Raw genomic sequence first — 26,565 nt, 5'->3', positions numbered from 1 at the left:
GTTTGGTTAGATAAGGTTGGGGTTAAACCAATCGTCTACTCTGTCGAAGAGCAATTGCCATAACGTTCGGTCTAAAAGATAAAAGCGTGCGGTGTAGGTGCTACCTTTTTGAATTTGTCCTTTATACCCATTTCTGAGTTCCAGGAATGACTGATCTACGCTGCATTTCACCCGGAAAAAACTCTCGTTGTTTTCGGCGATGACGAGGTTTTGATCGATGTCCAGGACTTTACCCTCTGCCATACCCCATTGGTTGTAATTGTAGGTATCCATCTGGTACTTGACTTTCTGTCCTTTTTTGATCAAACCCACGTCATTAGGAGAGACAGTACATTCTGCTATCAGGTTGTCGTCTGCAGAGACCTCTACGATGCTCTGCCCCTGAATCACATAATTGCCCTGCTGCAAACCGGAGAGGTTCACCAGCCGGCCGGAAATCGGTGCTTTGATGACATAATTTTCCCCTTCGATATTCAACTGGGAGATGTCGTTTTTAATGGTGGTCAACTGCCGCTGGACTTCCCGCTTCTGGGCCTGCCACTGCGCCATCTGCTGTTCCTCTGTGGAACTGACCTGGCTTTTTAAATTTTGGTAGGTAAAGAAAGTCTTATCGTATTCCGCCTGGGGGATTACACCCTGCCCAAACAGGACTTTAGCCCGGGAAAGATCCTTGCGCGATAAGTCTAGCTGCGCGGTCAGTTCGGCGACCTTTTCATGTAAAGCCGCGACTTCTTTCTGGTACTGACCGGTAGAAAGATTTTTGAAATCCTTTTTCACCAATTTGGAAAGATCTGAAAACTGAGCTTCATAATCTACGTTCAAACCATTTTGGAGCTGTCTTTTCGCTCCCAAATGCTCCGATGTAATGATGAGCAAAGTATCTCCGGCTTTGACATACTGGTTGTTGTTTTTTAGATTGGACTTGATTACCCTTCCACTGACCACTGACATGATCTTGGTGTTTTCGGTAACAGACCTGATGAATCCTCGGGCTGAGGTAGAGATGGGAACCTTGATGATTGGCATCATTGCAATACAGATCACAACAATTGCCAACATCGCCATGTAGATGATGTTTCTTTTCACTGAGCGCATTTATTTAATAGGGATGATTGAATATAGGGCGGCACTGAATTGGGTATAGATCCTGCGTTACATATTTTGCTTGTTCATAGTATTTGGTTTAAAAATTAGTTCAATTACTTTTTATCTGGCAAATCAACAACTATGCCACTCGTCTTTTTTTCCATGCCGATTTTTTAACCGTACCTTTGGCATAAGAATTCGTCATTATCGAGCAAGAATTCGTTATTTACAGTACCCTCCTCCTATGTCCGGAATTTATATACATGTCCCATTTTGTAAAAAAGCCTGTAGCTATTGCGATTTTCATTTCAGCACGTCGATGAAGTATATCGACGAAATGACCGCTGCGATCTGCAAAGAACTCGTATTGAAAAAAAGCCGCATTCAAGATCAAGTGGGTACTGTTTACTTTGGCGGGGGTACACCTTCCGTCCTTTCCACAAGACATTTTCAGCAAATCTTTGAGACCATCACCAGACATTACACTGTCGACTCTGCCGCAGAAATCACCATTGAGGCCAATCCGGATGACCTGGATGCCAGGAAGATTTCAGAACTCCGGCAATTACCCGTCAACCGCTTCAGCATTGGGATCCAATCTTTTTTTGATGAAGACCTGCGTTGGATGAACAGGGCACATAACGCCAATGAAGCAGAGGACTGCATCAAGAGAAGCCAGGATGCAGGCTTCGAAAACCTGAGCATAGACCTTATCTATGGTTACCCCTTACTAACGGATAGTAAGTGGCTCAGCAACATCAACCGCGCGCTGGAATTTGAAGTGCCCCACATCTCGGGCTATTCGCTTACCGTGGAGCCCAGAACTGCCCTGGCAAGCGCGATCAAACGCGGGCAGCAACCACCCGTAAATGATGAACAAAGTGCTGCCCAGTTCGGCATGCTGATCGAAAAACTAAACGCCGCTGGATTTGAGCATTATGAAATTTCCAATTACAGCAAACCCGGCAAATATGCCGTACACAATACCAATTACTGGAGAGGGGTTCCCTACCTCGGCATCGGCCCCTCTGCACATGGCTTTGATGGACAAACGCGCTTTCACAACATCGCTAACAATGCAGCCTACCTGAGCAAACTGCAAATTGGCGAGCTGGCAGAGGGTATAGAAGAACTGAACCAGCATGACCGTTTTAATGAGTATGTGATGACTGCAGTACGAACCATGTGGGGCATCAGTCTCCAGAAGATTCTGACAGAATACGGCAAAATTTATCTCGAGGACACGATCCGCAACAGTAAGATCTTTATTGAACGGCAATGGGTAATTCGACAGGATGAATACCTGATCCTTAGTGCAGAAGGAAAGCTATTCGCAGACTATATTGCCTCTGAATTCTTCCTGACGCAGGAAGACCACCAATAAGATCACGCAAACGGTTGCGCGAAGTTTGAGGGCTTTGAGATTCGCTGCTTCCATGTTCTATTGCTAAATTCAGCACTGAAATACACTAGCAACAAATGAACATGAAAAGAAATTATTACCTCTTATTCCTGACCTTTCAGCTCCTGCTCAGCTTCAGTCTTATCGCCAGTCCGAAAGATGAAGCATCAAGCATCAGCCTCCCCTTAGGTGGCAATGCCTGGCTCAGTAAAAATGCAACGGCCCGCCTCAAGAATAACGGCATCAGCAATTGGTCGGCCGCCACAGACATCATCACGCTCTATTTCAGAACAGAGGCCTCTGGCCAGGCTGACCTCTCCCTGAAGCTTCGGGTCCCGGGAGGAAAAAGCAAAATTAGCATTGTGGCTCCCGGAGCTACGCTCCACAAGGAACTGGAAAACCAGGAATGGAAAGTAGTGCCTATAGGCAGTATCCAAATCAGAAAAGCAGGCTACGTCAAACTGGAGATTCGCGGGCTATCCAGAACAGCTGAGGTATATGCGGAGGTCTCAGACCTGATCGTAAGCGGTTCCGCTCTGGAGAAAGGAGCCAGCTATGTCAAGGACAATGAAGGGAATTTCTTTTACTGGGGCCATAGGGGGCCTTCGGTGCATCTCAATTATACAATCCCTGCCGCAGCGGCATCTAAAACCGAGTGGTTCTATAATGAGATCATTGTTCCTGAAGGTCAGGATATCCTGGGAACTTACTATATGGCCAATGGCTTCAGCGGTGGCTATTTTGGGATGCAGAGCAATTCAGCTACGGAACGCCGGGTCCTGTTTTCCATTTGGAGCCCGTTCCAAACAGACAACCCTAAGGAAATTCCTGACAACATGAAAGTGCTCATGCTGAAAAAAGGCCCTGATACCAAAACAGGGGAATTCGGCAATGAAGGTTCCGGAGGACAGAGCTATATGGTCTATCCCTGGAAGGCTGGAAAACGTTATGCCTTTCTGATCCGCGCACAGCCCAACCAGTTGAAGAAATCGACTACTTACACTGCCTATTTCAAAGACCTGGAAAAAGACAAGTGGCAATTGGTGGCCAGTTTTGAGCGGCCACAGTCGGCCACTTACCTCAAAGGGCTTCATTCCTTTTTAGAATGCTTTTCCCCACAAACGGGCGACCAGAGCCGCAAGGCCATGTACCAAAACCAATGGGCTATCGATGCGGAGGGCAACTGGCACGAAGTCACTGCTGCAAATTTTTCGGCCGATAATACGGCCAGGGTCAATTACCGGAAAGATTATGCGGGTGGTGCTGAAAAGGATGCTTTCTACCTGAAAAACTGTGGTTTCTTCGATGATTTTACCCCAATGGGTACCGGATTGGAAAGGAAGCCTTCAGGAAAAGTACATCCCATGATCGATTTTGATCGATTACCATAGGGAAATCAGCGTAAGGAGAATATCAGTTGGCCACACAGCGGAAGCCGGTATTCTCCAATCCTGTATCTATAGTCGATTTCATTCTGGCAGTTACCCTATAGCCCTTACAATAGGAAGAATGGCACATGAATGAGCCTCCTCTTACCGTCTTTTCCTGATCATTGTACCAGTCTGCGGTCCATTCCCATACATTTCCTGCCATATCGTATAAGCCGTAGCCGTTGGGTTCAAATGACCTGACAGCCGCAGCACTGCCGAAACCATCGGCCTTGGTATCTGAATAAGGAAAGCTGCCCTGCCAAGTATTTGCTTTGGCCTTCCCAACGAGCGGATCTTCATCACCCCATGGATATTTTTTGTCTTTTAGTCCGCCCCTTGCTGCAAATTCCCATTCCGCTTCCGTAGGAAGCCTTTTTCCAGCCCAATCTGCATAAGCCCTGGCATCCGTCCAGGAAACCTGTGTGACAGGATAATTGTCCTTACCATTAATTGTGCTTGCAGGTCCCTGCGGATGCTTCCAGTTGGCACCCGGAGTCCAGCGCCACCATTGTGAGACATCATTCAGGTCGACCGCCTGCTGCGGCGGTGAGAAAGTTAAGGATGCGGCCTGAAGCAGCTCCTCTGCTGGCTTCGGCGTACCCGGGGGCACTTGCTTTTTTATTTCTTCCCAGTCCGGCTTCTGCTCCGCCTGGGTAACGTATCCTGTCGCTTTCACAAAAGCTGCAAACTGGGCATTGGTTACCTCAGTTTCATCGATCCAAAACCCCTTTACCTTCATCTCCCTGACAGGGTATTCATCTTCCCGGCCTTCATTGTCGCTGGCCCCCATCCTGAAGGTACCGGAGGGAATATATTTCATTCCTTTTTTTGAAATCAGTCTTTTTGGTTTCATCTGCTCGATCACAGAATCCGGAAAAGGCCCATATCTTTTAGGCATATCGGCACTACAGGACATCTGTGCGCTGTCGGTCAGCACCGCCGTTTTCGTAGCCGGAGCCTGACAGGACAGTAAGATTACGGAAATAAATAAACTGAAAAAAGTGCTCCTCATTACGCAAATCTACGCCATTACGCCAATTTTTTTACCATCCCAGTCTGGAAAGAGTACCTTGTCATTGTAAATATTCAGATGCTTATCTGCCACTTCGCTGAAAACGCTCCTGAAATCTGTAGTCACAGCCAGGTCCCGGCCATCCTCCAGGTTCTCTACAGACAAAGGGTTTACCAAACCATGTACCTGCCCGCCTTTTACGCCATTCCCCAGGATAAAATTACAGGAAGCCCTGCCATGGTCGGTACCACCGGTACCATTTTGTTTCACTGTACGTCCAAATTCCGTCATGGTCATCACGGTCACATCATCCTGCAGGGTACCCATATCGCTCCAAAAGGCCATGATGCTTTGACTCAGGTCGTTTACATTCCTGGCAAAAATGCCGGTATCTGCACCCTGATTGAAATGCGTATCCCATCCTCCCGACTCTGCAAAGGCCACTTCCATGCCGACGTCCATCTTGATCAGCTGAGCGATCTGCTTCAGTGAATTGCCGAGGCTTGTATTGGGGTAAACCGCATTGTTAGCGGGTTTATAATTTTTAGTATCGGTTTTCTGCAGCATTTTAATGGCATCAAAACTCTCTTTTCCCGTTTCTTTCAGGAGACCCGAAGAGGTCTGATCGTACAGGTCCTCAAAACTTTTTGCGGCAAGATTGGCACCCCTGACATTGCCCCGCATCTGGATGTTGAAGTCCTGAAGATTGCTGATTGCCACAGCCGGATTATTGCCATAAAAAGCCCTCGGCAAAGAAGAGGTAAGGCTTACGCCTTGAAAAGGCGTTGCCGCATCGTGTCCCAGCAGCCCGACTGCACGGTTGAGCCAGCCGCTTTCAGTTCCCTTCTTAAAAGGCGTACCCGATTCCATATAATCCTGCGCATCGAAATGGGAACGTGTGGTATTCGGCGAACCGATACCATGAACGATCCCCAGGCGTTTGTCGCGGAACACGCTTTCAAAACCCGCCATCGAAGGGTGCAGGCCAAAACGGCCGTCCAGATCGATCAGTGATTTGCCAGGGGTACTTTTGGCCGCCGACATAAATAAGGTCGGTCTTGCGGCCTTGAGGTATTCGTCGGTAAAAGGGGTAACTGCAGCCAGCCCATCCATTGCACCGCGCTGGAAGATACAAACCAAAATCTTTCTTCTTTTGAACAAACCCAAAGGTTGGGTACCAGCAACGGCATCCATCAGGAATCCAGGAACACCCCCCAGACCGATGCCAAACAAGGCGAGTCCGCCTGCTTTTAAAAATCCTCTTCTTGAAGTCATGGCTTTCTATTTAAATGTCTTATTTCCGTTGAAATTCAGGCGACCCGATAATGACGCCTACTACTTGTGCCAGCATGCTATTGTTGCCGCCCGCCAGCTGCACATTACCAGCATTCTTTTTCGGGTTCTCCCTTTTTGGAACCGCAGCGCCCATCATCATCATATCCCCCTCTGCGGTCATTGTGCTTTCCGGCTGTGGTACAGGTGCTTTTGCTGCAGCATTCTGCACTTTCGTCACCAGGTCCGGATCGTTTAGCATCGGCTTCAACCGCTTTATCGTCTCCTGCAGGTTCCGCTCCGGCATGATCATTTTGCCATAGGTTGCCAAAGCCGCCTCTGCACTTTCCGGTTCATGGTTATCATTCAGCGCGCTAAGGTTGACCTGTACTCCAGGGATCCGTTGCGATGCCAGTGCCAGACCAAAGTTCATGCGGTTCAGCAATGAACCCGTATTGATCCAATACTGTCCCCTGTCAGGAAAGCCGGTAGGGGCCTGATAATAGTACATTTTCTGTCCCATTTTATTGATCCAGCTGAAGAGCTGATAGGGCTGTGTAATTTCCGCATTGAGGCTGCGAACAGCACTCATGGCCAGCTCAAAAGGTGATTTGGTTTTTTCTCTCAGCGCATCTGCAGTCCAGAATTCCGGGGCAGAGACCATTGCAATCATTACCTGTTCAATGTTGCCGTCACTACTGATGAATACCTTAGCCATTTTATCTATAAGTTTAGGCGCAGGATTGTCATTTACAAAGCGTACAGCCAGTTTACGGGAGATGAACTTCGCTGTGCTCTGATGGTGTGCCAGCATGCTCAACAGTTCAACACCCTCCTGATAGCCACCACCGGCAGCAAATTTTTTACCTAGTACCTTTTTTTCTCCATTATCATGGCGTGTTGGTACAAAAAGAAAATCTCCCTCCCTAACAAAACCCCGCTTTTCCAGGTTGGCAACACCCACCTTTTCGATTACCTTTTCCATTGCCGCGCCATAACCTTCTGCTCCCATAGGCGCTAGCGTCCAGCCTGTAAGCACCCTGGCAGCCTGGGTCACATCGCTCTGTGAATAACCGCCGTCTACACCAAGTGTATGTAGTTCCATGACTTCACGGGCATAGTTTTCGTTCAGCCCACCGCTTTTCTTTTTATTGTTTTGCAATTGTTTCAATCGGTTGATGGCTGCGGGTTTCAACTTTTCGCCCATCATCTGCATGTCCATATCCATGGTCGCACCCTGCTCGCCTGTACTCGTAAAATTATCCAGGTAAATGAGCATGGCCGGTGATTTAGCAGTAGCCATAAGTAAGGTCTGAAACTTGCCTGTAACGTTCGGACGGATCACATCCCGCTCAAAGGCAGGCACAAAAGAGGCACACTGATTTTTGGTCAGGGACACATTGAAATGGTTGAACCAGAAATCGGTCAACAGTTCCCTCAACTGGTTATTTGTATAGGCAGCCCTTAAGATTTTCTGATTGATGAATTGTCTTATCAATTCTGCTTCTGGCTTCAGGCCATTGGCTTCCATATAATCCTGTAATTGCTTGCGGTAGGCTTTCTGATCGCCTTTATTTACTGAATCTTTATTGATTGCCCCGTCCTTAATGGCCAAACGCAATACCCTGGCCTGTCGTGGATATTTATTTTCCACCTCTGAATTGCTGAGGTTGATGTCGGTATATTCCATAAGTTTTTTATCCAGCCCCTCATCCTTTTGGCGGCCATCCAGTTGTTGCTGAAACCATTTCTCCAGACCTGTCTTTACGACCAGGTCTATATCCCCTTCCTTCGCACCATAAGTAAACCTGCTGAGGAGATGTGCAGCAGCCTGCCGATCGGTCAGCCCAGCTTTTCTATAAGGAAAGGCAAACTTTAGTGCTGCAGCTTTCTCTTTCTGAAAAGAAGAAAACAAAACTGTAAAGAGCAGCAGCGCTATAAAAGAGGAAATCACCTTGATTGAAGTTTTCATGGCATGAAGTTTATATCTGTGATAGATAACTCTATGACAATTAAAACGCTAAAAAGATTAAAGCGGTATAAATAAAAAAGCAGTCCTGCGCAAAAGGCTTAAAGACTTTCCGATTTAGGCCAGCCCTTTTCCCATTTCAATGGGCGGAGCAGCAGCTTCGCCCTGCCCCCATCCTGAGCATCATAACCATGGAAAACCAGGTAATCTTGCCCCTCAAAAGTACATACTGCGTTATGCCCTACACCATGCCAGTCGCCATTACCTTGCAGGAGCAACGTCCCCCCTCCTTCTTTCAATGGAAGTCCGGCTGCATCCAGATAAGGGCCCAATACATTTTCAGAGCGGCCCACGATCATCTTATAGGTGCTTTCGGCCCCTTTACAACAGTAATCGATGGAAGAAAAAAGGTAGTAATAGTTGCCTTTCCTGAAGATAAAAGGAGCTTCTATGGGATTTCCGGAAACCGTCTTTGCCCGCCTGGCGAGGGTCTGTAGTTGATCCAGCGGCTCATCTGGCTGTCTTCCATCTTTTTTCAGGCGTACCATCTTGATGCCCTCCCAAAAAGAGCCGAAGGCCAGGTAAGGTGTACCATCCTTCCCCAATATCAGATTAGGATCTATGGCATTCCAATTGGTATGTCCGGGAACAGACTGGATCACCAGGCCCTGATCAATCCATTGGTAAGCCGGATCATCGGGATGAAGCGTCGTATTTGTAGCCAGTCCAATGCAGGAAGTGTTTTTACCAAACATGGAAACCGAATAATAGAGATAATACTTTCCGTTATAAAAAGAAACATCCGGTGCCCAGATGTGGTTATTGAAACCTTTCACCGAATCCAGCGCCCATTTAGGCGCTGTATCAAAGACCCGTTTTTCAGCCTTCCAGTGTTCTCTGTCCCTGGAAGACCATACGCTGATCCCCCTACCGGTAGTAAAAAGGTAGTAAGTGCTGTCCTGCCGGATCATCACCGGATCATGAGCAGGTATTTCCTTCCTTAAATCCTGACCTGAAACTGTCAGTTGCAATAAGGTAAAGAAAAAGGCAAGGCGAAAAGCAATATTCATTGCATAAATATAAGATTTTATCCAGCTATGCGCATGAACTAAAACTAAGCGTGGATTTAAATGTATTGAGAAGGATAACAAGCCTAATTGCTAACTTTGAAACTAACCAGTTGGGAGGCTAAAGAAAATTAAAGTAATGAAAGAAACTGCCGATATACTTAAAGCTTACCATCAGGCACAAAAAGAAGGTAAGAAAACCGCCCTTGCCACAGTTGTGAAGGTAGAAGGCTCTTCTTACCGCAGACCAGGTGCGAGGATGCTCATCACTGAAGACGGCACTTTAACAGGAGCCATCAGTGGAGGGTGCCTGGAAGGCGATGCATTGAGGAAAGCCCTTTCTGCTATTGTTCAACAGGAAAATAAGTTGATTACCTACGACACTACTGATGAAGAAGATGCCAGGATTGGCGTACAACTGGGCTGCAATGGTATTGTTTACATTCTTTTTGAACCCATCAAGGAAGAGGAAGAATTCAATCCTATCCGGATGTTGAGCAAATTACAGTCGCGACGTGAGGATGCGGTACTGGCCACGCTGTTTTCCCTGAACAGCAGGGAACAGGCAGGCACCTATATGGTCTACCGCGAAGGAGAATCTCTCCTAAAGGCCCGGAACGAAGCTCTGATCAGTGATGCGCAAGAAGTTTACCGAAGTAAATCTTCCGGCTTTTACACCTATCCTTCTCCTCATGGAAAATCCGAGGCTTTTCTGGAGTTTGTGCGGCCAGTGATATCCCTGGTTATTGCAGGTGCAGGAAATGACGCACAACCATTGGCCGAAATCGCCTACTTGCTTGGTTGGGAAGTGACGGTGGTTGATGGACGGCCCAGTCATGCCTCGGCACAGCGTTTTCCGAATGCCAACAGGATACTGATCGCAAAGCCAGAACAGGCACTGGCCCAAACTCCCATTGATGAGCAGACTGCTTTCGTATTGATGACCCACAATTATAATTATGACCTGGCCCTGCTCAACGCACTGCTCGATACCAGAGCAGCCTATATTGGCTCCCTGGGACCGAAAAAGAAACTGGTCCGTATGCTGGACGAGCTGAACCGAAATACAAGGGAACATAGCGGGCGTGTCTATGGCCCTATAGGGCTTGACATTGGTGCAGAAACTGCAGAGGAAATTGCCATTGCGATCGTAGCGGAGATCAAATCCGTATTTACGGGTGCATCGGCCCAATTTCTGAAGGAAAAAAAAGCGCCCATACATGTTTACGAAAATGGAAAAACCTAATGGGCACTGGAATTATAATCTTGGCGGCAGGTAGCTCCAGCAGGCTGGGCAGACCAAAACAACTGCTCATTTATGAAGGTAAAACACTACTGGAACGCGCCACTGAAGCTGCACTGAATTCGTCCTGCAAACCTGTATTGGTGGTGCTGGGCGATAAGGCAGATATGATGCCCAGGATGAGCCCTCGTCCAGATCTTAATTATTTGGTCAATGAACGTTGGCAGGAAGGCATGTCGACCAGCATCAGCAGGGGCTTAACGGCTTTGCTGGAAGCGGAGCCAAACCTGGATGGTGTGGTCATCGCGGCAACAGATCAGGTCTTCCTGAGCCCGGGGGTGATCAACGCACTGGTTAGTGCAAAAGCTGCGGGTACAAAAAACATCATTGCCAGCGGCTATGCCCAAACACAAGGTAGCCCGGTACTGTTCAGCAATGCATATTTCGATCATCTTCTTGCCATAAACGGCGAACCAGGCGCAAAGAATCTGCTAAAACTGCATCCAAATGACACACAAATCGTTACATTTGAGCTAGGCCACATCGATATAGACACCGAGGCCGATTACACAAAATTAATCCATCGAAAATGATCACTGACTCTTTTGGAAGGCTACACGACTATTTGCGGATATCACTTACAGATAACTGCAACTTTCGTTGTTTCTATTGCATGCCGGAAGAGGAATATGATTTCACGCCCGCTTCCAGGCTTATGCAGACGCATGAGATCCTGGAACTTGCCAAAATCTTCGTAGCACAGGGTGTAAAAAAGATCAGGCTGACAGGTGGGGAACCTCTGGTCCGTAAGGACGCAGCACAGATCATCACTGCACTAGGCGAGCTCCCAGTAGAGCTGGTGATTACCACCAACGGGACGCGCATTGCCGAATTACTGCCCAGCCTGATCCAGGCCGGGATTAAAAATATAAACATCAGTCTGGATACCCTGCAGCCGGAAAAATTCCTGCTCATCACACGCCGGGACCTCTTTCATCAGGTTCGCAGCAATATTGAACTGCTGCTGCAACACAAAATTGGGGTCAAGATCAACATGGTCGTCATGAAAGGCCTCAATGACGGGGAGATCAGTGATTTTATCGAATGGACGCGGCATAATCCGATACAGATCAGGTTCATAGAATTTATGCCCTTTAGCGGCAATAAATGGACGAGCAACAAAATGTGTTCACTGGAAGAAATCCTCTCCATTATCGCAAAAGATTTTACGGTGATCCCTGTATCAGGCGAGCCCAATGACACGGCTAAACGTTTTATGATCCCCGGACATGAGGGTTCATTTGCCATCATCAGTACCATGACTGCTCCTTTCTGTAGCACCTGCAACCGCATGAGACTGACAGCCGATGGTAAGCTTAAAAACTGTTTGTTCAGTGATGGGGAAACCGATCTGTTGACTGCATTGAGGAATCAGGAGGATGTACTCCCCCTGATCAGGGCTTCCATATGGGATAAGAAAAAGGAACTGGGTGGACAATTAGGCACCCATTTTGAGCAGCTGGATGCGGATACGATCAATAACAGAAGTATGATTACCATTGGAGGATAATATAGCGCATGATCACAGTTGCCGAGGCGAAAAGCCTCATCTACAAAAACACAATACAGCTAGAACCCATGACTATGCGGCTGGAAAATGCAGGTGGGTTGACACTTGCGGAAGATATACATGCAAGCTGTGATATTCCTGCATTCCGACAGTCTTCTATGGACGGCTATGCACTGAAATTTGAAGACATGGACAAAGCACTTGTCGTGGTTGGCGAAATGGCTGCGGGAACTGCGCTTCCCATTTCCATTCAACAAGGCGAAACCTGCCGCATCTTTACGGGTGCACCCTTACCCGAAGGAGCCGATACAGTGGTGATGCAGGAAAAAGTGGTCCTGGAAAATGACCGGATCATTGTGCAGGACAAGAACCTGCAAAAGGGAGCTAATGTACGTGCTCAGGGTGCGGAAATCAAGGCCACTCAACTGGCGATGAAGAAAGGGACATTGCTCAGTCCTGCAGCCATCGGATTTCTTGCAGGGATCGGTACCACTGAGCTGAAAATTTTCCCTTTGCCAAAAGTTTCGATCATTGTTACTGGCAAGGAATTACAAAAACCAGGAACAGCGTTAAAATTCGGACAGGTTTACGAATCAAGTTCCTATTCGCTCGGAGCTGCGCTTAAAGCAGAAGGGATCCTTGAGGTCGCGCTATTCGAAGCGGATGACCATCCTGATCTGATCACGGAACTGCTCCAACGTGCATTGATAGATAGCGATGTGGTGCTGATGACCGGTGGTGTAAGTGTAGGAGACTATGATTTTGTCACTGAAGCCAGCCAGCGCTGCGCTGTGCAGCAGGTCTTCCATAAGGTAAAACAAAAACCTGGTAAACCCTTATTTTTTGGCACGAAGGGATCTAAGCTGATCTTCGGCTTGCCAGGCAATCCGGCCTCTGTTTTGAGTTGTTATTACAACTATGTGCTCCCGGCGCTCAAGCAGTTGTCACAACAGAAAAACAGCGCAACTGAGCTTCCTGCGAAGCTCGGTCGCGATTATCAAAAAACAGCAGGCCTGACACATTTTCTTAAGGGAAGTTATGCTAATGGCGAGGCAACTCCTTTAGACGCGCAGGAATCATTCAGGCTCAGCTCATTTGCACAAGCAAATTGTCTCATCTGCTTAACCGAAATGCAAGAACTAGTTATGGCCGGGGAACCGGTTAGTGTAATACTGCTACCCCTATAAATACGATGCAAGAACATTTCATCCTTTTTTACTGTCTTCTGTTTACCGTCGCATTTTTATACGCCTCAGTGGGCCATGGCGGCGCCAGTGGCTATCTTGCGTTGATGGCTATATTTGCCGTATCACCTGCAATCATGAAGCCTACTGCATTATTGTTGAACCTTTTTGTCTCTTCTACTTCTTTTATACAGTTTTACCGCGGCGGCCATTTCAGGTGGAAGACCTTCTGGCCTTTTGCGCTCGCCTCTATCCCACTATCCTTCATTGGGGGTATGATGGCGATTGAAAGTTCAGCATATAAAAAAATCCTGGGTGCATTGCTGCTGATACCGGTTGTGCGCTTTCTGTTTTTTAAAAATACAGACCCTAAGGATTTCAAAGCAACCAGTCTTCCCCTCTCTCTGGCCGTAGGTGGTATCATTGGATTGCTTTCAGGCATGATTGGCATTGGCGGGGGCATCATACTCTCCCCGATCCTTTTACTCTTAAAATGGACCGACCAAAAGCAGACTGCAGCCATCAGTGCAGCTTTCATATTTGTCAACTCGGTAGCAGGACTTGCCGGCCAGTTGACCAAAGGGTTTGCATTTAACGGTCACATGCTGGCTTATGTAGGGGTTGCTTTCCTCGGCGGGATCTGTGGCGCCTATTTCGGCGCTTTGAAATTCCCGCAAACTGTGCTGAAAAATGTATTGGCGGGCGTATTGGCCCTTGCAGCTTACAAACTATTATTTACTCATGCTTAAGATGAAATATTTCCTTACTTTCCTGTTTCTTTCTGCCCTCTCCGTCAAAGCACAGGAGAGCAAAGAGTTTACTGTAGAAGGAGAACTGAAAAAAACCATGACGGTTAACCTTAGCTCCCTTGCCGGCTTCCCATCTGTTAAAATGGATAGCATCACCATCTACAACCATTTGATGCAGCGTAAAAGCAGCATCAAAAATATTACCGCAGTACCCTTAAAAGAACTGTTATCAGGACTGGAGACCACCTCAGATAGTCCAAAATCACTCAGTGAATATTATTTGGTCTGTACGGCTACGGATGGCTACAAAGTGGTCTTGTCGTGGAATGAGGTATTCAATTCCAGCAGCGACAACAACATACTGGTATTGAAGAGCTTCGATACGGAACCCCAAAAAGCGGAAAAGGGCAATATCGCACTGCTCGTGCCTGCCGACAAAGCGACAGGCAGAAGATTTGTAAAGGGATTGCATAAAATCAGCATTTTAAGGGTAAATTAGCATATGAAAATTGAGATCATCAGCTTCGGAAAGATTTCTGAATTCATTGAAAACCAACATTTGGAGCTTAAGGACATCAGTAATATCGAACAACTGAAACATCACCTTGAAACTACCTTTCCCTTACTGGGAACGATAAAATATAAGCTGGCCCTGAACAAGCAGATGGTGCAGGGAAATCCAGATCTATCGAATTCCGATCAGATAGCAATCATGCCGCCATTTTCAGGAGGATAAAAGATGTCAGAAAGATACAATAGACAAACCATACTGGATGGTTTTGGTGAGGGCGGGCAACAGCGCCTATCTCAGGCTAAAGTGCTGGTCATTGGAGCAGGAGGCTTAGGATGTCCGGCCCTGCAATACCTGGTTGCCGCGGGAATAGGGCATGTCGGCATTGCAGATGATGACACCATTGCACTGTCTAACCTCCACCGCCAGATCTTATACAGCACTGAGGATGTAGGTGAACTGAAAGCAGATGTCGCCGGCAGGAAACTGAAAGCAATGAATCCGGAGATCAGCATTGCAACGCACCCATTCCGGATTCGCCGAGACAATATACTGGAGCTCCTAAAAAAATATGACATCATTCTTGACGGCACAGATAATTTTGAGTCAAGATACCTGATCAATGATGCCTGTGCCTTGCTGGCTAAGCCTTTAGTTTTTGCGGCAGTTTCCGGATATGAAGGACAATTGGCCATATTTAACGCAGGCCCAAAAGAGCAGCGCACGAATTACAGGGACATCTTCCCTATTCCTCCTCTGCCAGGAGAGATACCGAATTGTGCCGAAAGCGGTGTCCTGGGTGTCCTGCCGGGTATTCTTGGCACAATGGCCGCTTCAGAAACCATTAAGTTGATTAGTGGCATTGGAGAAGCCCTCCTAAACCAATTGCTTCACTACAACTTACTCAATCAGGCACAATATATCATCAGCCTCAGTCCTAATTCCGATTACGAAATGCCAGCAACTGAAAAAGACTTTTTGAATCAAAATAACGACAGCAGCAGCTGTGAACTACCACAGGATTACCTGGAAATTGACGCCCAGCAATTAAATGCGATGCAAGGTAACAGTTCAGTTTTGTTGATTGATGTACGGGAAAACTACGAAATGCCCGCGCTGGATGATGGAGTTTTTAGCAAAATCCCTATGTCCGGATTTGCAGACTTTCTAGACAGCAATGTGGAAGCTGAAAACATTGTACTTATTTGTCAGCATGGTATCCGGAGCGTTGCCGCTGCTGAAGCATTGCAGCAAAAATATGGGGCAACCAAGAAAATATATAGCCTCAAAGGCGGAATTGTAAAATGGAGGAATCAATTGAATGGTATCCTATGAGCGATAAAAAAGTAAAGAACATATTTGTACAAGGCCCGATAAGTCCGGCGTTTATAGCGGAAAGCATTTCCAGGCACAGCACAAAAACAGCTATCGGTGGCCACAGCATTTTTATGGGCCAGGTCAGGAGAGACGAGGTTGGAGACAAGTTTGTTGAAGCCATCAGCTACATTGCTTTTGAAGAACTGGCCCTGGAAAAGATGCAGCAAATCAGGGAAGATATTTTTGAAAAGTATCCGCTCCACTGCATGCATGTGCACCACAGTCTAGGCATGGTAGGGGCTGGAGAAATCTGCCTCTTTGTATTCAGTTCTTCTTCACATCGCGAAGCGGCAATAGCGGCCTGTACTGAAATTGTGGAAAGGATAAAAGCAGAGCTTCCAATATGGGGCAAAGAAATATTTGAAGACCAGAGCCATCAATGGAAGGAAAACAAGTGACATGGTAAACATCACACAAAAATCGAGCAGTCTGAGGATCGCAATCGCAACAGCTGTTGTAAAAGTTTCCAGACCGGAAACCATAGCAGCGATCCAGCAAAGAAAAATCCCTAAAGGAGATGTGTTTGAATTTGCCCGGGCGGCGGGCTTATTGGGGGTCAAAAAAACCAGTGACCTGATCCCCGACTGCCATCCCCTTCCGATTGAGTATACCTCAATCAGCTATGAGATCGAGGGACTTAATATCATCATCAGCGTGGAGGTCCATACCATCTATAAAACCGGGGTGGAAGTGGAGGCCATGCATGGTGCATCCATTACGGCACTGACTATGTATGATATGCTAAAGCCAATTGATAAGGCGGTAGAAATTCAGCAGATCAGGCTAGTGAAAAAAACAGGCGGTAAATCCGATCTTAAAAATACTGCTTTCCCAGAACTCAAAGCAGCAGTTGTGGTCTGTTCAGATTCCATATTCGAAGGTAATGCTGCGGATACCTCGGGCAGGACCCTGATTGCCCTACTCGAGCAGTTTGGCATAGAGACCCAGACTTATGAAGTATTACCTGATGAGATCTCTGCAATACGCGAAAAGGCGCTGCAGTTGTGTTCAGCGGAACATCAGCTCCTGATATTTACCGGAGGTACAGGTCTTTCGCCCCGCGATGTTACCCCGGAGGCTATTGGCCCCTTGATCGAACGTCCTATCGAGGGCATCATGGAGACTGCAAGGCGGTATGGTCAGGAACGCATGCCTTACGCGATGTTATCCAGGGGAGTTGCCGGATTTATCGGATCAACGCTGGTGCTAACCTTTCCAGGATCTAAAAGTGGTGTCGAAGAAAGTTTTCAGGCCCTCTTTCCACAGGTTTTGCATTTGTTTAAAATCAACAAAGGCCAGAAGCATTGACGGAACCCGGGTTTAACCAGGCCTTAAATCTCCAGTTGTAGTTAACTGAGGGGCCACTAAATATAAACTCAGAAGAACATTTTTGGTATTCTGGTGTTGTATTGTATGATGAAACGCAACGTTACAACCGATACATTTCAAAGGATCGGCGAACTGGCCGAGGACCTGTATTTTATTTTTGACCATATTGACAGGAGTTTTATTTATGTAGGGGCAGCAGCAGAAAAGGTTACCGGTCTTTCGCCGGGGCTGTATAACACTAAATTATTGTTCGACAGCATCCATCCTGATGACAGGCACTATGTACATGAAGCCTACCAGGAATTGCTGCGGGAAGGACAAGTTTCAGGTTTTGAATTCAGAATGCGAGCTCCCGGGCAATCACTAAGGTACATACAATTGAAAATGTACTCCATCTCTGCAAGCGAGATTGCCGGGATTGCCTGCGATGTAACCACCAACAGAAAGAATATCCTTTATGCGGAACGCATCAACGCCAAGAAAAACTCGAGTCTGGAAATTCTTACCCATGACCTGAAAGGCTCCATAGGCATGATCGCCATGCTGACCTCGGCTATTCATGCCGGATCACCTCTGACGAATCAACAAAAAATCATAGACTCCATAAAGAACATCTGTAAGCGTAATGTAGATTTTATACGCAGTGTAGTGACAGAGGAGTTCAGCGAGTCGGCGGAACTGGAATTGAGGAAAGAAAGATTTGATGTGATCCGGGAAATCCGGCAGGTCGTTGAGAATTACCAAAATGCCTCAGATCTCATCAAGAAGCAGGTTACATTTTTAAGTAATGAGAAGCGGATTTTTATGGTAGCAGATACCTTGAAACTGATACAGGTAGTGAACAACCTCATTTCCAACGCCATTAAATTTACTCCCGACTATGGGACAATATCGGTACAGGTAGAAGATCAAACTGAACAGGTGCGTATTGTAGTGAGCGACACAGGAATAGGAATCCCTGAAGAACTAAAACCCTACGTTTTTGAAAAATATACGCGGGCAAGGCGCGAAGGATTAAAAGGAGAAGAAACAGTAGGCTTGGGGATGTCCATCATCAAAAAAATAGTAGATCTACATGAAGGGCAGATCTGGTTTGAAAGTCAGGCCAATTCCGGCAGCACTTTCTATATAATGCTCCCTAAACGGTTTTCATAATAATCCTGCTGTGACTGCATATCGGATGAGCGTCGCAGTATTCCTGGAGCCAGTCTTTTCCAGTAAACTCTGACGGTGCCCCTCTACAGTCCTTTTACTCAAAAATAGCTTGTCGGAAATTTCATTGTTTGTAAAACCTTCTGCTATCAATCTGAGTATCTCCAATTCGCGGGAACTAAAGCCATTTTGCACCGAAGCGGCTAATTCAGAAGAATTTCCAGTTTCTTCGATCAACTTTTGGATCAGCCCGGTACAAACATAGTTCAGGCCCAATTGCACCCGGTTCAGGGTAAAGATCAGTTCATTGATATCCACCGTTTTAAGAATATACGCTGAAGCACCTTTTCTGAATGTCTCCTTTACCGTTTTCAGGTCGTCGATCATAGAAAGGATAACAATCTTAATTTCGGGAAACCGCTCCTGAAGTGCTGTAATGAGTTCCATTCCACTAAGGACAGGCATATTGAGATCTGAAAGCACGACATCAATTTTCAGCCCGCTTTCCGCAAGTTCAATAACTTCCATTCCATTTAAGCACTCTGCCACGATATTGAGATTTCCTTGTTTCTCCAATAATGTTCTCAGCCCATCACGTACGATCGAATGATCATCAGCAATCACTATATTCAGCATAATATATTTGAATCCTTTCTACGAAGAAACACCATGGTTTCATCTCTGTAAATTTATTTAAATAAATCGTTATGCAACAGGTCAGCACGGTCCAAGGTTTACTCACAGGAGCAAAACACGTATTTACACGTGCAGATCAAGTAGTTTTTGGACAAGCTCTTACCGATTTGCCAAGATTAAAGAATTTTAATCTTTCATTCAACAAATCAGCATTTGGTCTGCTCATAATGGATTCCGATTCTTATTAGGAAGTTTCGGTCTATACAAATATAACCCATTTGAACCATCAAAAGAGGCGTATAAATACGGTAATCTTGGCGCTGCTAAAGCGCGCTGCTAAACTGGTCATGATACATCTTCAGATCACGTTTCAGCATCTTCCTGGCCACATGGATCCTTGTTTTTACTGTACCGATCGGAATATTCAGTTCAGTAGCGATCTCATAATATTTGTAGCCTTCAAAATACCGGAGAAAAGGAACAGCGTTTTCTCTGGGAAGTCTGCTCAGCGCACCATTGATGTCTTCCTGAACAAATTTATGGACGCCACGGTTGGTCGTTGGCTGTCCAAGCAGTTTATTCGGACTGTTGTCAAGATTTTCTGTGAACACAGACCTTACTTTGGCATTGCGGCGATAGTTGTTGATGAATGTGTTTTTCAGGATCATATAAAGCCAGGCTTTCAGATTGGTACCTTCCTGAAATTTTGAAGCATAACGGATCGCTTTTAGAAAGGTTTCCTGGACGAGGTCATCTGCATCGTCAGCGTCCTTGGTAAATGACAAAGCAAAATTTCTGAGGTTGTCTTTGAAGCTGCAAATTTCCTGGTTGAATTCAATGGCGTTTTTCATGGGTAGATGTTTTAGGTATACTGCTGAAAACTCAAAGGCTATGCCCCATAGTGATGAACATTCCAAATAGCGTAGTAATTACAAGAATTCAGGTATTTAACTCATTTTAAAACTTATTTACAAATTTTCAAACCAGCCTTATTTTTTTCCCGTAAGTGCCTTTTGAAAAACAAATAAAATACATCTATCTATGAAAAACATCATTTTATCCTGCCTTACACTGGTGGGTATGGCATTTAGCCCAGCAGCCTTTGCTCAAAAAAATCCTATGGTTGGAGGAGCAGCCATGTATCCTACAAAGGACATTGTAGATAATGCAGTAAACTCGAAAGACCACACCACATTGGTTGCGGCGGTAAAGGCTGCCGGATTGGTAGAAACCTTAAAATCTGCGGGTCCCTTCACTGTATTTGCCCCTACGAATGCTGCCTTTGCCAAGCTACCTTCCGGAACGGTAGAAACACTGGTTAAACCTGAGAACAAAGCGACATTGACCAAAATCCTGACCTATCACGTAGTGGCGGGTAAGATGGATGCAAAATCAATAGCAGCGGCCATCAAAGCAGGTAAAGGAAAAGCAGAACTGACTACCGTACAAGGCGGTAAATTATGGGCCTGGATGGAAGGCAAAAAGCTCATGATCAAAGATGAAAAGGGTGGAACGGCTACAGTCACCATCGCCAATGTAATGCAAAAAAATGGAGTAATCCATGTAATTGACACGGTTTTAATGCCTAATTAAACATACCAGTAATGAAAGGGAATTGAAAAAACTGACTATTTCCACACTTTTGTCAGCCTTTTTTAATTTTTAACCGGAGCACTAGCTCCGGTTTTTTGTTTTCTATAATTTTGCCTCTGATTAACACTGTATTAACATGAGGAAATTTGACTTATCTCCAATTGACATCGTTGATGACATTACGAAAGCAGATTTTGAAAAGAATTATCTGAAGACGCGCAAGCCACTGATCATTAGAAACATGGCTAAAAACTGGCCCGCGTATGGCAAATGGGATCTGGATTATATGAAATCAGCGGTGGGTGATAAGACTGTGCCGCTGTACGATAGTGCTAAAGCTGACCCTTCCAAACCCATTAACGCCTCCGCCGCTGAGATGAAGTTTGAAGATTACATTGAACTCATCAGAAATACACCAACTGACCTGAGGATCTTCTTATTTGACCCGATTAAGCATGCCCCTAAATTACTGGAAGACTACCGTGCGCCCAAAGAACTCATGGGAGGTTTCCTCGACAGCTATCCCAACATGTTTTTTGGTGGAAAAGGCTCCGTTACCTTCCTACATTACGACATTGACCTTGCTCATATTTTCCATACCCATTTCAACGGCCGTAAACACGTGATCCTATTTGAAAACAAATGGAAAGAGCGGCTATACCAAATTCCCTATGCCACCTACGCCCTGGAGGACTATGACGTAGAAGATCCGGATTTTGACCAGTTTCCCGCACTGAAGGGTGTAAAAGGCGTAGAGGCCTTCCTGGAGCATGGCGATACCCTGTTCATGCCAACTGGATACTGGCACTGGATGAAATACCTGGACGGCTCATTTTCCATCAGTTTGAGGGCCTGGGACACATCCTGGGGAGTGAAGGCCAGGAGTTTATACAACCTGACACTGCAGCGTAAGTTTGACGATTTCATGAAAGGAAATTTCAGGGAGACGTACATGAGCTGGAAAGAAAAGCTGGCTATAAATAGGGCAAATAAAGCATTGGCAAACGGGAAGCCATACTAATACTCTTCCCCGCATTTGCGACTGGCTACTTTTTAATTTACATTTGTTTTAAATAAGGTCGGTAATTGGCATTAAAGTTATTTACGGGTACTTTATCAAGACAATTATGAGCTTTATTTTAAAGCCGGTAGATACCGTTGAACACATTAGCCCTGCTGATTTTAAGAAAAATTACCTGGATGCCCGGCGTCCGCTGATCATCAAAGGCCTGACGAAGTCATGGCCGGCAAGAGAAAAATGGACTACGGATTACCTGAAGCAAATTGGCGGAGAGCTTAAAGTGAGCCTGATGGACAACTCGAAAGCTGATCCCTCTAAACCGATCAATGCTTCGGTTGCCGAAATGAAGTTTGGGGATTACCTCGACCTGATCAAAAGGGAACCGACAGAACTGCGCATTTTCTTTTTTAACCTTTTCAAGCATCATCCGGACCTCATTAATGACATTGTGATCCCTAAAGACCTGATGGGTGGCTTCATAGAAAGCATGCCGGCCATGTTTTTTGGCGGATCAAATTCAGTGACCTTCTTACATTATGATATCGATCTGCCCCATTTATTCCATACGCATTTTGGCGGGAGAAAACACATCATCCTGTTCGACAATAAATGGAAAGAACGGCTGTACTGCATCCCAAATGCGACCTATGCACTGGAAGATTATGATGTAGCCAATCCGGATTTTGAAAAATTCCCTGCGCTGAAAGGTGTTGAAGGCTACGAAGTATTTCTGGAACATGGCGACACGCTGTTCATGCCTACCGGAATGTGGCATTGGATGAAATACCTGGACGGTTCCTTCTCGCTCAGTTTGAGGGCATGGGATGCTTCACTGACGCGTAAAGCTCAGAGCGTATTTAACCTGGCCATCAAAGGCGGCGTGGACAGTGTCCTGAAAATGGCCTTCAAAGCACCTTATGCACAATGGCGGGAACGATTGGCTGTAAAACGTGCAGAACGTGCCCTGGCAAAAGGAAACCCCAAATAGCCAGTATTTTGACAAGCGGATAACATTACTGGCACTTCAAACTTTTACCTTCGATCAGTCGTTTATCTTAAACATATGAGAGGTTTCCATTTTTCCAGTTTTCAACCAGATGATCTGCCAAAAGGAGGATTTGATGAGTTGCTGAAATTGTTCACCCAATTGCTGAACTATACTGCAGGCGATGCCGGGGAAGCACTGGCATGGATGAACGAGCTCGACAAGCAATATAAATTCACCAACAACGATTACGGGATGGGCGATTTTATAGACGAGCTCAAAGAAAAAGGTTATATCAAAGAAGATGATAAAGGTAACCAGCAGATTACTGCAAAAACAGAACAGACCATCCGAAAATCTGCACTGGAAGAAATTTTTGGCAAGCTGAAAAAAGCTGGTCGGGGCAATCACAATACCAATATTTCGGGCCTGGGTGAAGAAAAAAATGCTGATAGAAGAGAGTTTTCCTTTGGCGACAGCCTGGATCAGATTGATATGACTGCTTCGATACAGAATGCACAAATCAATCATGGAATCGGTAATTTTACACTTACCGAACGCGACCTCGAAGTAGAAGAAAAGGATTATAAGACATTAACTTCTACGGTGCTGATGATCGACATTTCCCATTCTATGATTCTTTACGGAGAAGACCGCATCACACCAGCGAAAAAGGTCGCGATGGCACTAGCTGAACTCATCAAGACAAGGTATCCAAAAGATACCCTGGACATCGTAGTATTTGGGAACGATGCCTGGCCCATCAGCATCAAGGATTTACCCTATTTACAGGTTGGACCTTACCATACTAATACCTTTGCCGGACTGGAACTTGCGACAGACCTCCTGAGGCGCAGAAAAACCCACAATAAGCAAATCTTTATGATCACGGATGGCAAACCCACCTGCCTGAAGGAAAATGGCCGCTATTACAAGAACAGCATGGGGCTGGACAGGAAAGTGATCAACAAGACACTGAATATGGCGGCGCAGTGCAAAAGGCTCAACATCCCGATCACCACTTTCATGATTGCACAAGACCCCTACCTGCAGCAATTTGTGCGGGAATTTACCCAGATCAATGGGGGCAGGGCGTTTTATAGCTCTCTCAGCGGCCTGGGTGAATATATATTTGAAGACTATATTAAGAACAGAAGAAAGACGGTACGATAACCTCAATAGCTACATGGACCACATCAATATAAAAACATTAGGCGAATTAAAAGCCAGCAATTATACCTCGTTATCCGTAAAGGAAGAACTCCGCAAAAACCTCATCAAACAGCTTCAAAACAAGGAAGCGGGTTTTGAAGGCATTCTTGGGTATGATGAAACTGTCATCCCCGAACTGCAAACAGCGATCCTGTCCAGACACAACATTCTGTTACTGGGCCTGCGCGGACAGGCAAAAACCAGGATTGCCAGACTGATGGTCAACCTGCTGGATGAATACATCCCTTACGTATCCGGCAGCGAGATCTTCGATGATCCACTAAACCCGATCTCCTGGTATGCACAACACGAGATCAGGATCCACGGCGACAATACACCCATCAGCTGGCAGCACCGATCGGAAAGGTATACGGAAAAACTGGCAACGCCGGATGTAACCGTAGCTGACCTCATCGGTGATGTAGACCCGATTAAGGCTGCCACATTAAAACTCACTTACAATGATGAGCGGGTGATCCACTTCGGACTGATACCCAGAGCACACCGCAGCATATTTGTGATCAATGAGCTGCCCGATCTGCAGGCACGCATCCAGGTGGCTTTATTCAACATGCTCCAGGAAAAGGACATCCAGATCAGGGGTTTCAAATTACGCCTGCCCCTCGATATCCAGTTTGTATTTACCGCCAATCCGGAAGATTATACCAATAGGGGCTCCATTGTAACCCCATTGAAAGACCGAATAGAAAGTCAGATCCTCACCCACTATCCAAAGAGCATAAAGATCTCCCGTAAAATTACTTTCCAGGAGGCCAGATTGACAGAGGAACAAAGGCTTATAGAAGCTGATGGTCTGCTGAAAGACCTGGTAGAGCAAGTCGCTTTCGAAGCAAGGAAAAGTGAGTTTATCGATCAAAAATCCGGGGTTTCCGCAAGGCTGACCATATCTGCCTATGAAAACCTCATCAGCACCGCAGAACGCCGGATGCTCATCAATAAAGAGAAAAACACATTCGTACGTTTATCTGACCTGACGGGAATCATCCCGGCAGTAACAGGCAAAATCGAACTGGTGTATGAAGGTGAACTGGAGGGGCCGGCGAAAGTAGCCAACATCCTCATCGGGAAAGCGATCAAGAGCTTGTTCGCTCGTTATTTCCCGGATCCTGAGAAGGCGAAGAAAAGCAAAACGGCCAATCCTTATACCGCCGTCACTGAGTGGTTTACCGAAGGCAACACCCTTGACCTCTCAGATGCACTGACCGCCGTAAAATACAAGAAGGCCCTGATGGAAGTACCCGGACTGTATGACCTGATTAAGAAATTCCATTCCAAACTGAGCGAAAATCAGACTTTGCTACTCATGGAGTTTGTACTGCACGGCCTGGCAGAACATTCGCAATTGAACAAAAAATACCTGGACGGCGGCTTTGGCTTCTCCGATATGTTTGACAGTCTGTTTAGCGGCGATTTCGAAGACGAGGACGATATTGATTTCAGATAACCCTATAATTTAAAAAGCATCTTACATGGGCCGTTTACCCTTATTGATATTCCTTTCCGTTTTTCTACTTGCTTTCGACTACTATTGTTTTAAAGCAATCCTTTCCGTATTTAAGAATTGGAAACCAGGCACTAAAAAATGGTTCAGTATTGCCTGGTGGAGCTACACTGCGTTCCTGGTAATTGCTGTATTCGCCTCTATCTATGCGCCTTTGTACCTTACACTTCGTTCTATCATCCTGGTTGCATTCTTCCTTACTGTAGCCTGCAAACTGGTAATGTTGCCTTTTCTATTGATCGACGACCTACGTAGGGGCATCATTAAACTAAGCCGGATCAGCAGGAACAGGGATGATGCGAGGCCTTCCAGTCCAGCAACTGCTTTAAGCAATGCTCCAATGGGCGAACCCATCAGCCGCTCATCTTTCATTGTAAAGGCCGGGCTGATCACAGCTGCGATTCCCCTCACTTCACTGACCTGGGGTATCACTTCAGGTGCTTACGATTACCAGGTGAGAAGGCGCAAACTGATCCTGCCTAACCTGCCAAAGGCATTTGAAGGGATGACCCTGGGACAAATTTCCGATGTACATTCAGGTAGCTTTTACAACAAGAAGGCTGTGCTTGGCGGAGTGGAGATGCTCCTGGCAGAAAAGCCTGACCTGATCTTCTTTACCGGTGATATCGTGAATAACGTAGCCACCGAAATGCGGGATTATCAGGATATTTTCAGTAAAGTGAAAGCACCTTTGGGTGTGTATTCAGTGCTGGGGAACCACGACTACGGAGATTATTTTTATGGACGCGAACCCTCCGCAGCGAAAGCGAAGAACCTACAAGATGTGATCAAAACCCACAAGCTGATGGGCTGGGACCTGCTCATGAACGAAAACCGCAGACTAAAGGTAAGCGGGGAAGAAATTGGCATTCTGGGAATTGAAAACTGGGGTATGGGCCGTTTCCCAAGATATGGACGCATGGAAGAAGCCGTAAAAAATACCGATGATCTTCCGGTGAAACTATTGCTTTCGCACGATCCGTCACACTGGCGTGGTCAGGTACTTCAGGAATATCCTCAGATCGACGCTATGTTCAGCGGACATACCCATGGCATGCAGTTTGGCGTTAGACTGGACAATTTTCAGTGGAGCCCTGTACAGTACATTTATAAGGAATGGGCAGGACTTTATCAGGAGCAAAACCAGCAACTCTACGTGAACGTAGGCTATGGATTTTTAGGCTATCCGGGGAGGGTTGGAATTTTACCGGAAATCACGATATTTGAATTGAGGCGGGCCTGA

26 protein-coding genes are annotated in these 26,565 nt (G+C 46.2%); 19 read left to right on the top strand and 7 right to left on the bottom strand.

Going from position 1 to position 26,565, the window contains the following annotated elements:
• Nucleotides 1-6: 6 nt before the first annotated feature.
• Nucleotides 7-1,086, bottom strand: a complete 1,080-nt coding sequence (locus tag WAE59_RS15125; RefSeq protein ID WP_337856820.1) for an HlyD family secretion protein — start codon at nt 1,084-1,086, stop codon at nt 7-9.
• A gap of 244 nt (nt 1,087-1,330) precedes the next feature.
• Here WAE59_RS15125 and hemW point away from each other — a divergent pair, with 244 nt between their 5' ends.
• On the top strand, nt 1,331-2,470 hold the full coding sequence (gene hemW, locus WAE59_RS15120) for a radical SAM family heme chaperone HemW (protein WP_337856819.1): 1,140 nt from the start codon (nt 1,331-1,333) through the stop codon (nt 2,468-2,470).
• Nucleotides 2,471-2,571: 101 nt separating this feature from the next.
• Nucleotides 2,572-3,879: a DUF3472 domain-containing protein gene (locus WAE59_RS15115; protein ID WP_337856818.1), complete on the top strand. Its 1,308-nt coding sequence runs from the start codon at nt 2,572-2,574 to the stop codon at nt 3,877-3,879.
• A gap of 22 nt (nt 3,880-3,901) precedes the next feature.
• On the opposite strand, the gene WAE59_RS15110 is transcribed toward WAE59_RS15115, so the two are convergent.
• The 4 genes from WAE59_RS15110 to WAE59_RS15095 form a co-directional block, all read right to left on the bottom strand.
• Nucleotides 3,902-4,930, bottom strand: a complete 1,029-nt coding sequence (locus WAE59_RS15110; protein WP_337856817.1) for a formylglycine-generating enzyme family protein — start codon at nt 4,928-4,930, stop codon at nt 3,902-3,904.
• Between the two features lie 9 nt (nt 4,931-4,939).
• Nucleotides 4,940-6,205 (bottom strand): DUF1501 domain-containing protein, encoded by a 1,266-nt coding sequence (locus WAE59_RS15105; RefSeq protein ID WP_337856816.1) that lies wholly within the window; start codon nt 6,203-6,205, stop codon nt 4,940-4,942.
• Nucleotides 6,206-6,224: 19 nt separating this feature from the next.
• Nucleotides 6,225-8,174: a DUF1800 domain-containing protein gene (locus WAE59_RS15100; RefSeq protein ID WP_337856815.1), complete on the bottom strand. Its 1,950-nt coding sequence runs from the start codon at nt 8,172-8,174 to the stop codon at nt 6,225-6,227.
• Nucleotides 8,175-8,272: 98 nt separating this feature from the next.
• Entirely contained in the window at nt 8,273-9,241 is a 969-nt protein-coding gene (locus tag WAE59_RS15095) for a family 43 glycosylhydrolase (protein ID WP_337856814.1), read from the bottom strand.
• Nucleotides 9,242-9,377: 136 nt separating this feature from the next.
• On the opposite strand from WAE59_RS15095, the gene WAE59_RS15090 reads away from it, so the two are divergent.
• From WAE59_RS15090 to WAE59_RS15040, 11 genes are all read left to right on the top strand, one after another.
• The gene (locus WAE59_RS15090; RefSeq protein WP_337856813.1) at nt 9,378-10,484 is read left to right on the top strand and encodes an XdhC family protein; all 1,107 of its coding nucleotides are present in this window, start codon (nt 9,378-9,380) and stop codon (nt 10,482-10,484) included.
• Nucleotides 10,484-11,074, top strand: coding sequence for a nucleotidyltransferase family protein (locus tag WAE59_RS15085; RefSeq protein ID WP_337856812.1), 591 nt, complete (start codon nt 10,484-10,486; stop codon nt 11,072-11,074). The genes WAE59_RS15090 and WAE59_RS15085 overlap by 1 nt, the downstream gene beginning before the upstream one ends.
• Entirely contained in the window at nt 11,071-12,051 is a 981-nt protein-coding gene (gene moaA, locus WAE59_RS15080; protein WP_337856811.1) for a GTP 3',8-cyclase MoaA, read from the top strand. The genes WAE59_RS15085 and moaA overlap by 4 nt, the downstream gene beginning before the upstream one ends.
• 8 nt (nt 12,052-12,059) lie before the next feature.
• A complete protein-coding gene (locus WAE59_RS15075) occupies nt 12,060-13,238 on the top strand; it encodes a molybdopterin molybdotransferase MoeA (protein ID WP_337856810.1) in 1,179 nt (392 codons plus the stop codon).
• A gap of 5 nt (nt 13,239-13,243) precedes the next feature.
• On the top strand, nt 13,244-13,984 hold the full coding sequence (locus WAE59_RS15070) for a sulfite exporter TauE/SafE family protein (protein WP_337856809.1): 741 nt from the start codon (nt 13,244-13,246) through the stop codon (nt 13,982-13,984).
• The gene (locus WAE59_RS15065) at nt 13,977-14,483 is read left to right on the top strand and encodes a molybdopterin-binding protein (RefSeq protein WP_337856808.1); all 507 of its coding nucleotides are present in this window, start codon (nt 13,977-13,979) and stop codon (nt 14,481-14,483) included. Before WAE59_RS15070 ends, WAE59_RS15065 begins: the two co-directional genes overlap by 8 nt.
• Before the next feature lie 3 nt (nt 14,484-14,486).
• Nucleotides 14,487-14,720 (top strand): MoaD/ThiS family protein, encoded by a 234-nt coding sequence (locus tag WAE59_RS15060; protein ID WP_337856807.1) that lies wholly within the window; start codon nt 14,487-14,489, stop codon nt 14,718-14,720.
• 3 nt (nt 14,721-14,723) lie between these two features.
• Entirely contained in the window at nt 14,724-15,830 is a 1,107-nt protein-coding gene (locus WAE59_RS15055; protein WP_337856806.1) for a ThiF family adenylyltransferase, read from the top strand.
• The gene (locus WAE59_RS15050; RefSeq protein WP_337856805.1) at nt 15,827-16,270 is read left to right on the top strand and encodes a molybdenum cofactor biosynthesis protein MoaE; all 444 of its coding nucleotides are present in this window, start codon (nt 15,827-15,829) and stop codon (nt 16,268-16,270) included. The genes WAE59_RS15055 and WAE59_RS15050 overlap by 4 nt, the downstream gene beginning before the upstream one ends.
• 1 nt (nt 16,271) lies before the next feature.
• The gene (moaCB, locus tag WAE59_RS15045; RefSeq protein WP_337856804.1) at nt 16,272-17,180 is read left to right on the top strand and encodes a bifunctional molybdenum cofactor biosynthesis protein MoaC/MoaB; all 909 of its coding nucleotides are present in this window, start codon (nt 16,272-16,274) and stop codon (nt 17,178-17,180) included.
• 105 nt (nt 17,181-17,285) lie between these two features.
• Nucleotides 17,286-18,356 carry a PAS domain-containing sensor histidine kinase gene (locus tag WAE59_RS15040; protein ID WP_337856803.1) on the top strand — a complete coding sequence of 357 codons (1,071 nt, stop codon included), beginning with the start codon at nt 17,286-17,288 and terminating at the stop codon, nt 18,354-18,356.
• Here the strand turns inward: WAE59_RS15040 and WAE59_RS15035 are convergent.
• Both WAE59_RS15035 and WAE59_RS15030 read right to left on the bottom strand, forming a co-directional pair.
• Nucleotides 18,351-18,989, bottom strand: coding sequence for a response regulator transcription factor (locus WAE59_RS15035; RefSeq protein WP_337856802.1), 639 nt, complete (start codon nt 18,987-18,989; stop codon nt 18,351-18,353). The genes WAE59_RS15040 and WAE59_RS15035 overlap by 6 nt on opposite strands.
• 323 nt (nt 18,990-19,312) lie before the next feature.
• Entirely contained in the window at nt 19,313-19,840 is a 528-nt protein-coding gene (locus tag WAE59_RS15030) for an RNA polymerase sigma factor (protein ID WP_337856801.1), read from the bottom strand.
• A 190-nt stretch (nt 19,841-20,030) separates the two neighbouring features.
• On the opposite strand from WAE59_RS15030, the gene WAE59_RS15025 reads away from it, so the two are divergent.
• From WAE59_RS15025 to WAE59_RS15000, 6 genes are all read left to right on the top strand, one after another.
• Nucleotides 20,031-20,582 (top strand): fasciclin domain-containing protein, encoded by a 552-nt coding sequence (locus WAE59_RS15025; RefSeq protein WP_337856800.1) that lies wholly within the window; start codon nt 20,031-20,033, stop codon nt 20,580-20,582.
• A gap of 136 nt (nt 20,583-20,718) precedes the next feature.
• Entirely contained in the window at nt 20,719-21,603 is an 885-nt protein-coding gene (locus tag WAE59_RS15020) for a cupin-like domain-containing protein (protein WP_337856799.1), read from the top strand.
• Between the two features lie 106 nt (nt 21,604-21,709).
• The gene (locus WAE59_RS15015) at nt 21,710-22,591 is read left to right on the top strand and encodes a cupin-like domain-containing protein (RefSeq protein ID WP_337856798.1); all 882 of its coding nucleotides are present in this window, start codon (nt 21,710-21,712) and stop codon (nt 22,589-22,591) included.
• A 75-nt stretch (nt 22,592-22,666) separates the two neighbouring features.
• Complete coding sequence (locus WAE59_RS15010; RefSeq protein WP_337856797.1) at nt 22,667-23,761, top strand: vWA domain-containing protein; 1,095 nt, start codon at nt 22,667-22,669, stop codon at nt 23,759-23,761.
• A 13-nt stretch (nt 23,762-23,774) separates the two neighbouring features.
• Entirely contained in the window at nt 23,775-25,265 is a 1,491-nt protein-coding gene (locus tag WAE59_RS15005) for a magnesium chelatase (RefSeq protein WP_337857424.1), read from the top strand.
• Between the two features lie 25 nt (nt 25,266-25,290).
• The gene (locus WAE59_RS15000; RefSeq protein WP_337856796.1) at nt 25,291-26,565 is read left to right on the top strand and encodes a metallophosphoesterase; all 1,275 of its coding nucleotides are present in this window, start codon (nt 25,291-25,293) and stop codon (nt 26,563-26,565) included.

Origin of the sequence: Pedobacter sp. GR22-6, from assembly GCF_037402555.1 — a bacterium.
Classification (GTDB): Bacteria; Bacteroidota; Bacteroidia; order Sphingobacteriales; family Sphingobacteriaceae; genus Pedobacter.
The sequence above is the reverse complement of the archived record's forward strand: the minus strand, read 5'-3'. Positions and strand labels throughout refer to the sequence as shown.

Coding starts and splice junctions, on each gene's coding strand:
- WAE59_RS15105 (WP_337856816.1), bottom strand. CDS start 6,205: ATGACTTCAAGAAGAGGATTTTTAAAAGCAGGCGGACTCGCCTTGTTT.
- hemW (WP_337856819.1), top strand. CDS start 1,331: ATGTCCGGAATTTATATACATGTCCCATTTTGTAAAAAAGCCTGTAGC.
- WAE59_RS15040 (WP_337856803.1), top strand. CDS start 17,286: ATGATGAAACGCAACGTTACAACCGATACATTTCAAAGGATCGGCGAA.
- moaCB (WP_337856804.1), top strand. CDS start 16,272: ATGGTAAACATCACACAAAAATCGAGCAGTCTGAGGATCGCAATCGCA.
- moaA (WP_337856811.1), top strand. CDS start 11,071: ATGATCACTGACTCTTTTGGAAGGCTACACGACTATTTGCGGATATCA.
- WAE59_RS15060 (WP_337856807.1), top strand. CDS start 14,487: ATGAAAATTGAGATCATCAGCTTCGGAAAGATTTCTGAATTCATTGAA.
- WAE59_RS15020 (WP_337856799.1), top strand. CDS start 20,719: ATGAGGAAATTTGACTTATCTCCAATTGACATCGTTGATGACATTACG.
- WAE59_RS15110 (WP_337856817.1), bottom strand. CDS start 4,930: ATGAGGAGCACTTTTTTCAGTTTATTTATTTCCGTAATCTTACTGTCC.
- WAE59_RS15025 (WP_337856800.1), top strand. CDS start 20,031: ATGAAAAACATCATTTTATCCTGCCTTACACTGGTGGGTATGGCATTT.
- WAE59_RS15015 (WP_337856798.1), top strand. CDS start 21,710: ATGAGCTTTATTTTAAAGCCGGTAGATACCGTTGAACACATTAGCCCT.
- WAE59_RS15055 (WP_337856806.1), top strand. CDS start 14,724: ATGTCAGAAAGATACAATAGACAAACCATACTGGATGGTTTTGGTGAG.
- WAE59_RS15085 (WP_337856812.1), top strand. CDS start 10,484: ATGGGCACTGGAATTATAATCTTGGCGGCAGGTAGCTCCAGCAGGCTG.
- WAE59_RS15035 (WP_337856802.1), bottom strand. CDS start 18,989: ATGCTGAATATAGTGATTGCTGATGATCATTCGATCGTACGTGATGGG.
- WAE59_RS15075 (WP_337856810.1), top strand. CDS start 12,060: ATGATCACAGTTGCCGAGGCGAAAAGCCTCATCTACAAAAACACAATA.
- WAE59_RS15005 (WP_337857424.1), top strand. CDS start 23,775: ATGGACCACATCAATATAAAAACATTAGGCGAATTAAAAGCCAGCAAT.
- WAE59_RS15100 (WP_337856815.1), bottom strand. CDS start 8,174: ATGAAAACTTCAATCAAGGTGATTTCCTCTTTTATAGCGCTGCTGCTC.
- WAE59_RS15115 (WP_337856818.1), top strand. CDS start 2,572: ATGAAAAGAAATTATTACCTCTTATTCCTGACCTTTCAGCTCCTGCTC.
- WAE59_RS15065 (WP_337856808.1), top strand. CDS start 13,977: ATGCTTAAGATGAAATATTTCCTTACTTTCCTGTTTCTTTCTGCCCTC.
- WAE59_RS15050 (WP_337856805.1), top strand. CDS start 15,827: ATGAGCGATAAAAAAGTAAAGAACATATTTGTACAAGGCCCGATAAGT.
- WAE59_RS15070 (WP_337856809.1), top strand. CDS start 13,244: ATGCAAGAACATTTCATCCTTTTTTACTGTCTTCTGTTTACCGTCGCA.
- WAE59_RS15095 (WP_337856814.1), bottom strand. CDS start 9,241: ATGAATATTGCTTTTCGCCTTGCCTTTTTCTTTACCTTATTGCAACTG.
- WAE59_RS15010 (WP_337856797.1), top strand. CDS start 22,667: ATGAGAGGTTTCCATTTTTCCAGTTTTCAACCAGATGATCTGCCAAAA.
- WAE59_RS15090 (WP_337856813.1), top strand. CDS start 9,378: ATGAAAGAAACTGCCGATATACTTAAAGCTTACCATCAGGCACAAAAA.
- WAE59_RS15000 (WP_337856796.1), top strand. CDS start 25,291: ATGGGCCGTTTACCCTTATTGATATTCCTTTCCGTTTTTCTACTTGCT.
- WAE59_RS15030 (WP_337856801.1), bottom strand. CDS start 19,840: ATGAAAAACGCCATTGAATTCAACCAGGAAATTTGCAGCTTCAAAGAC.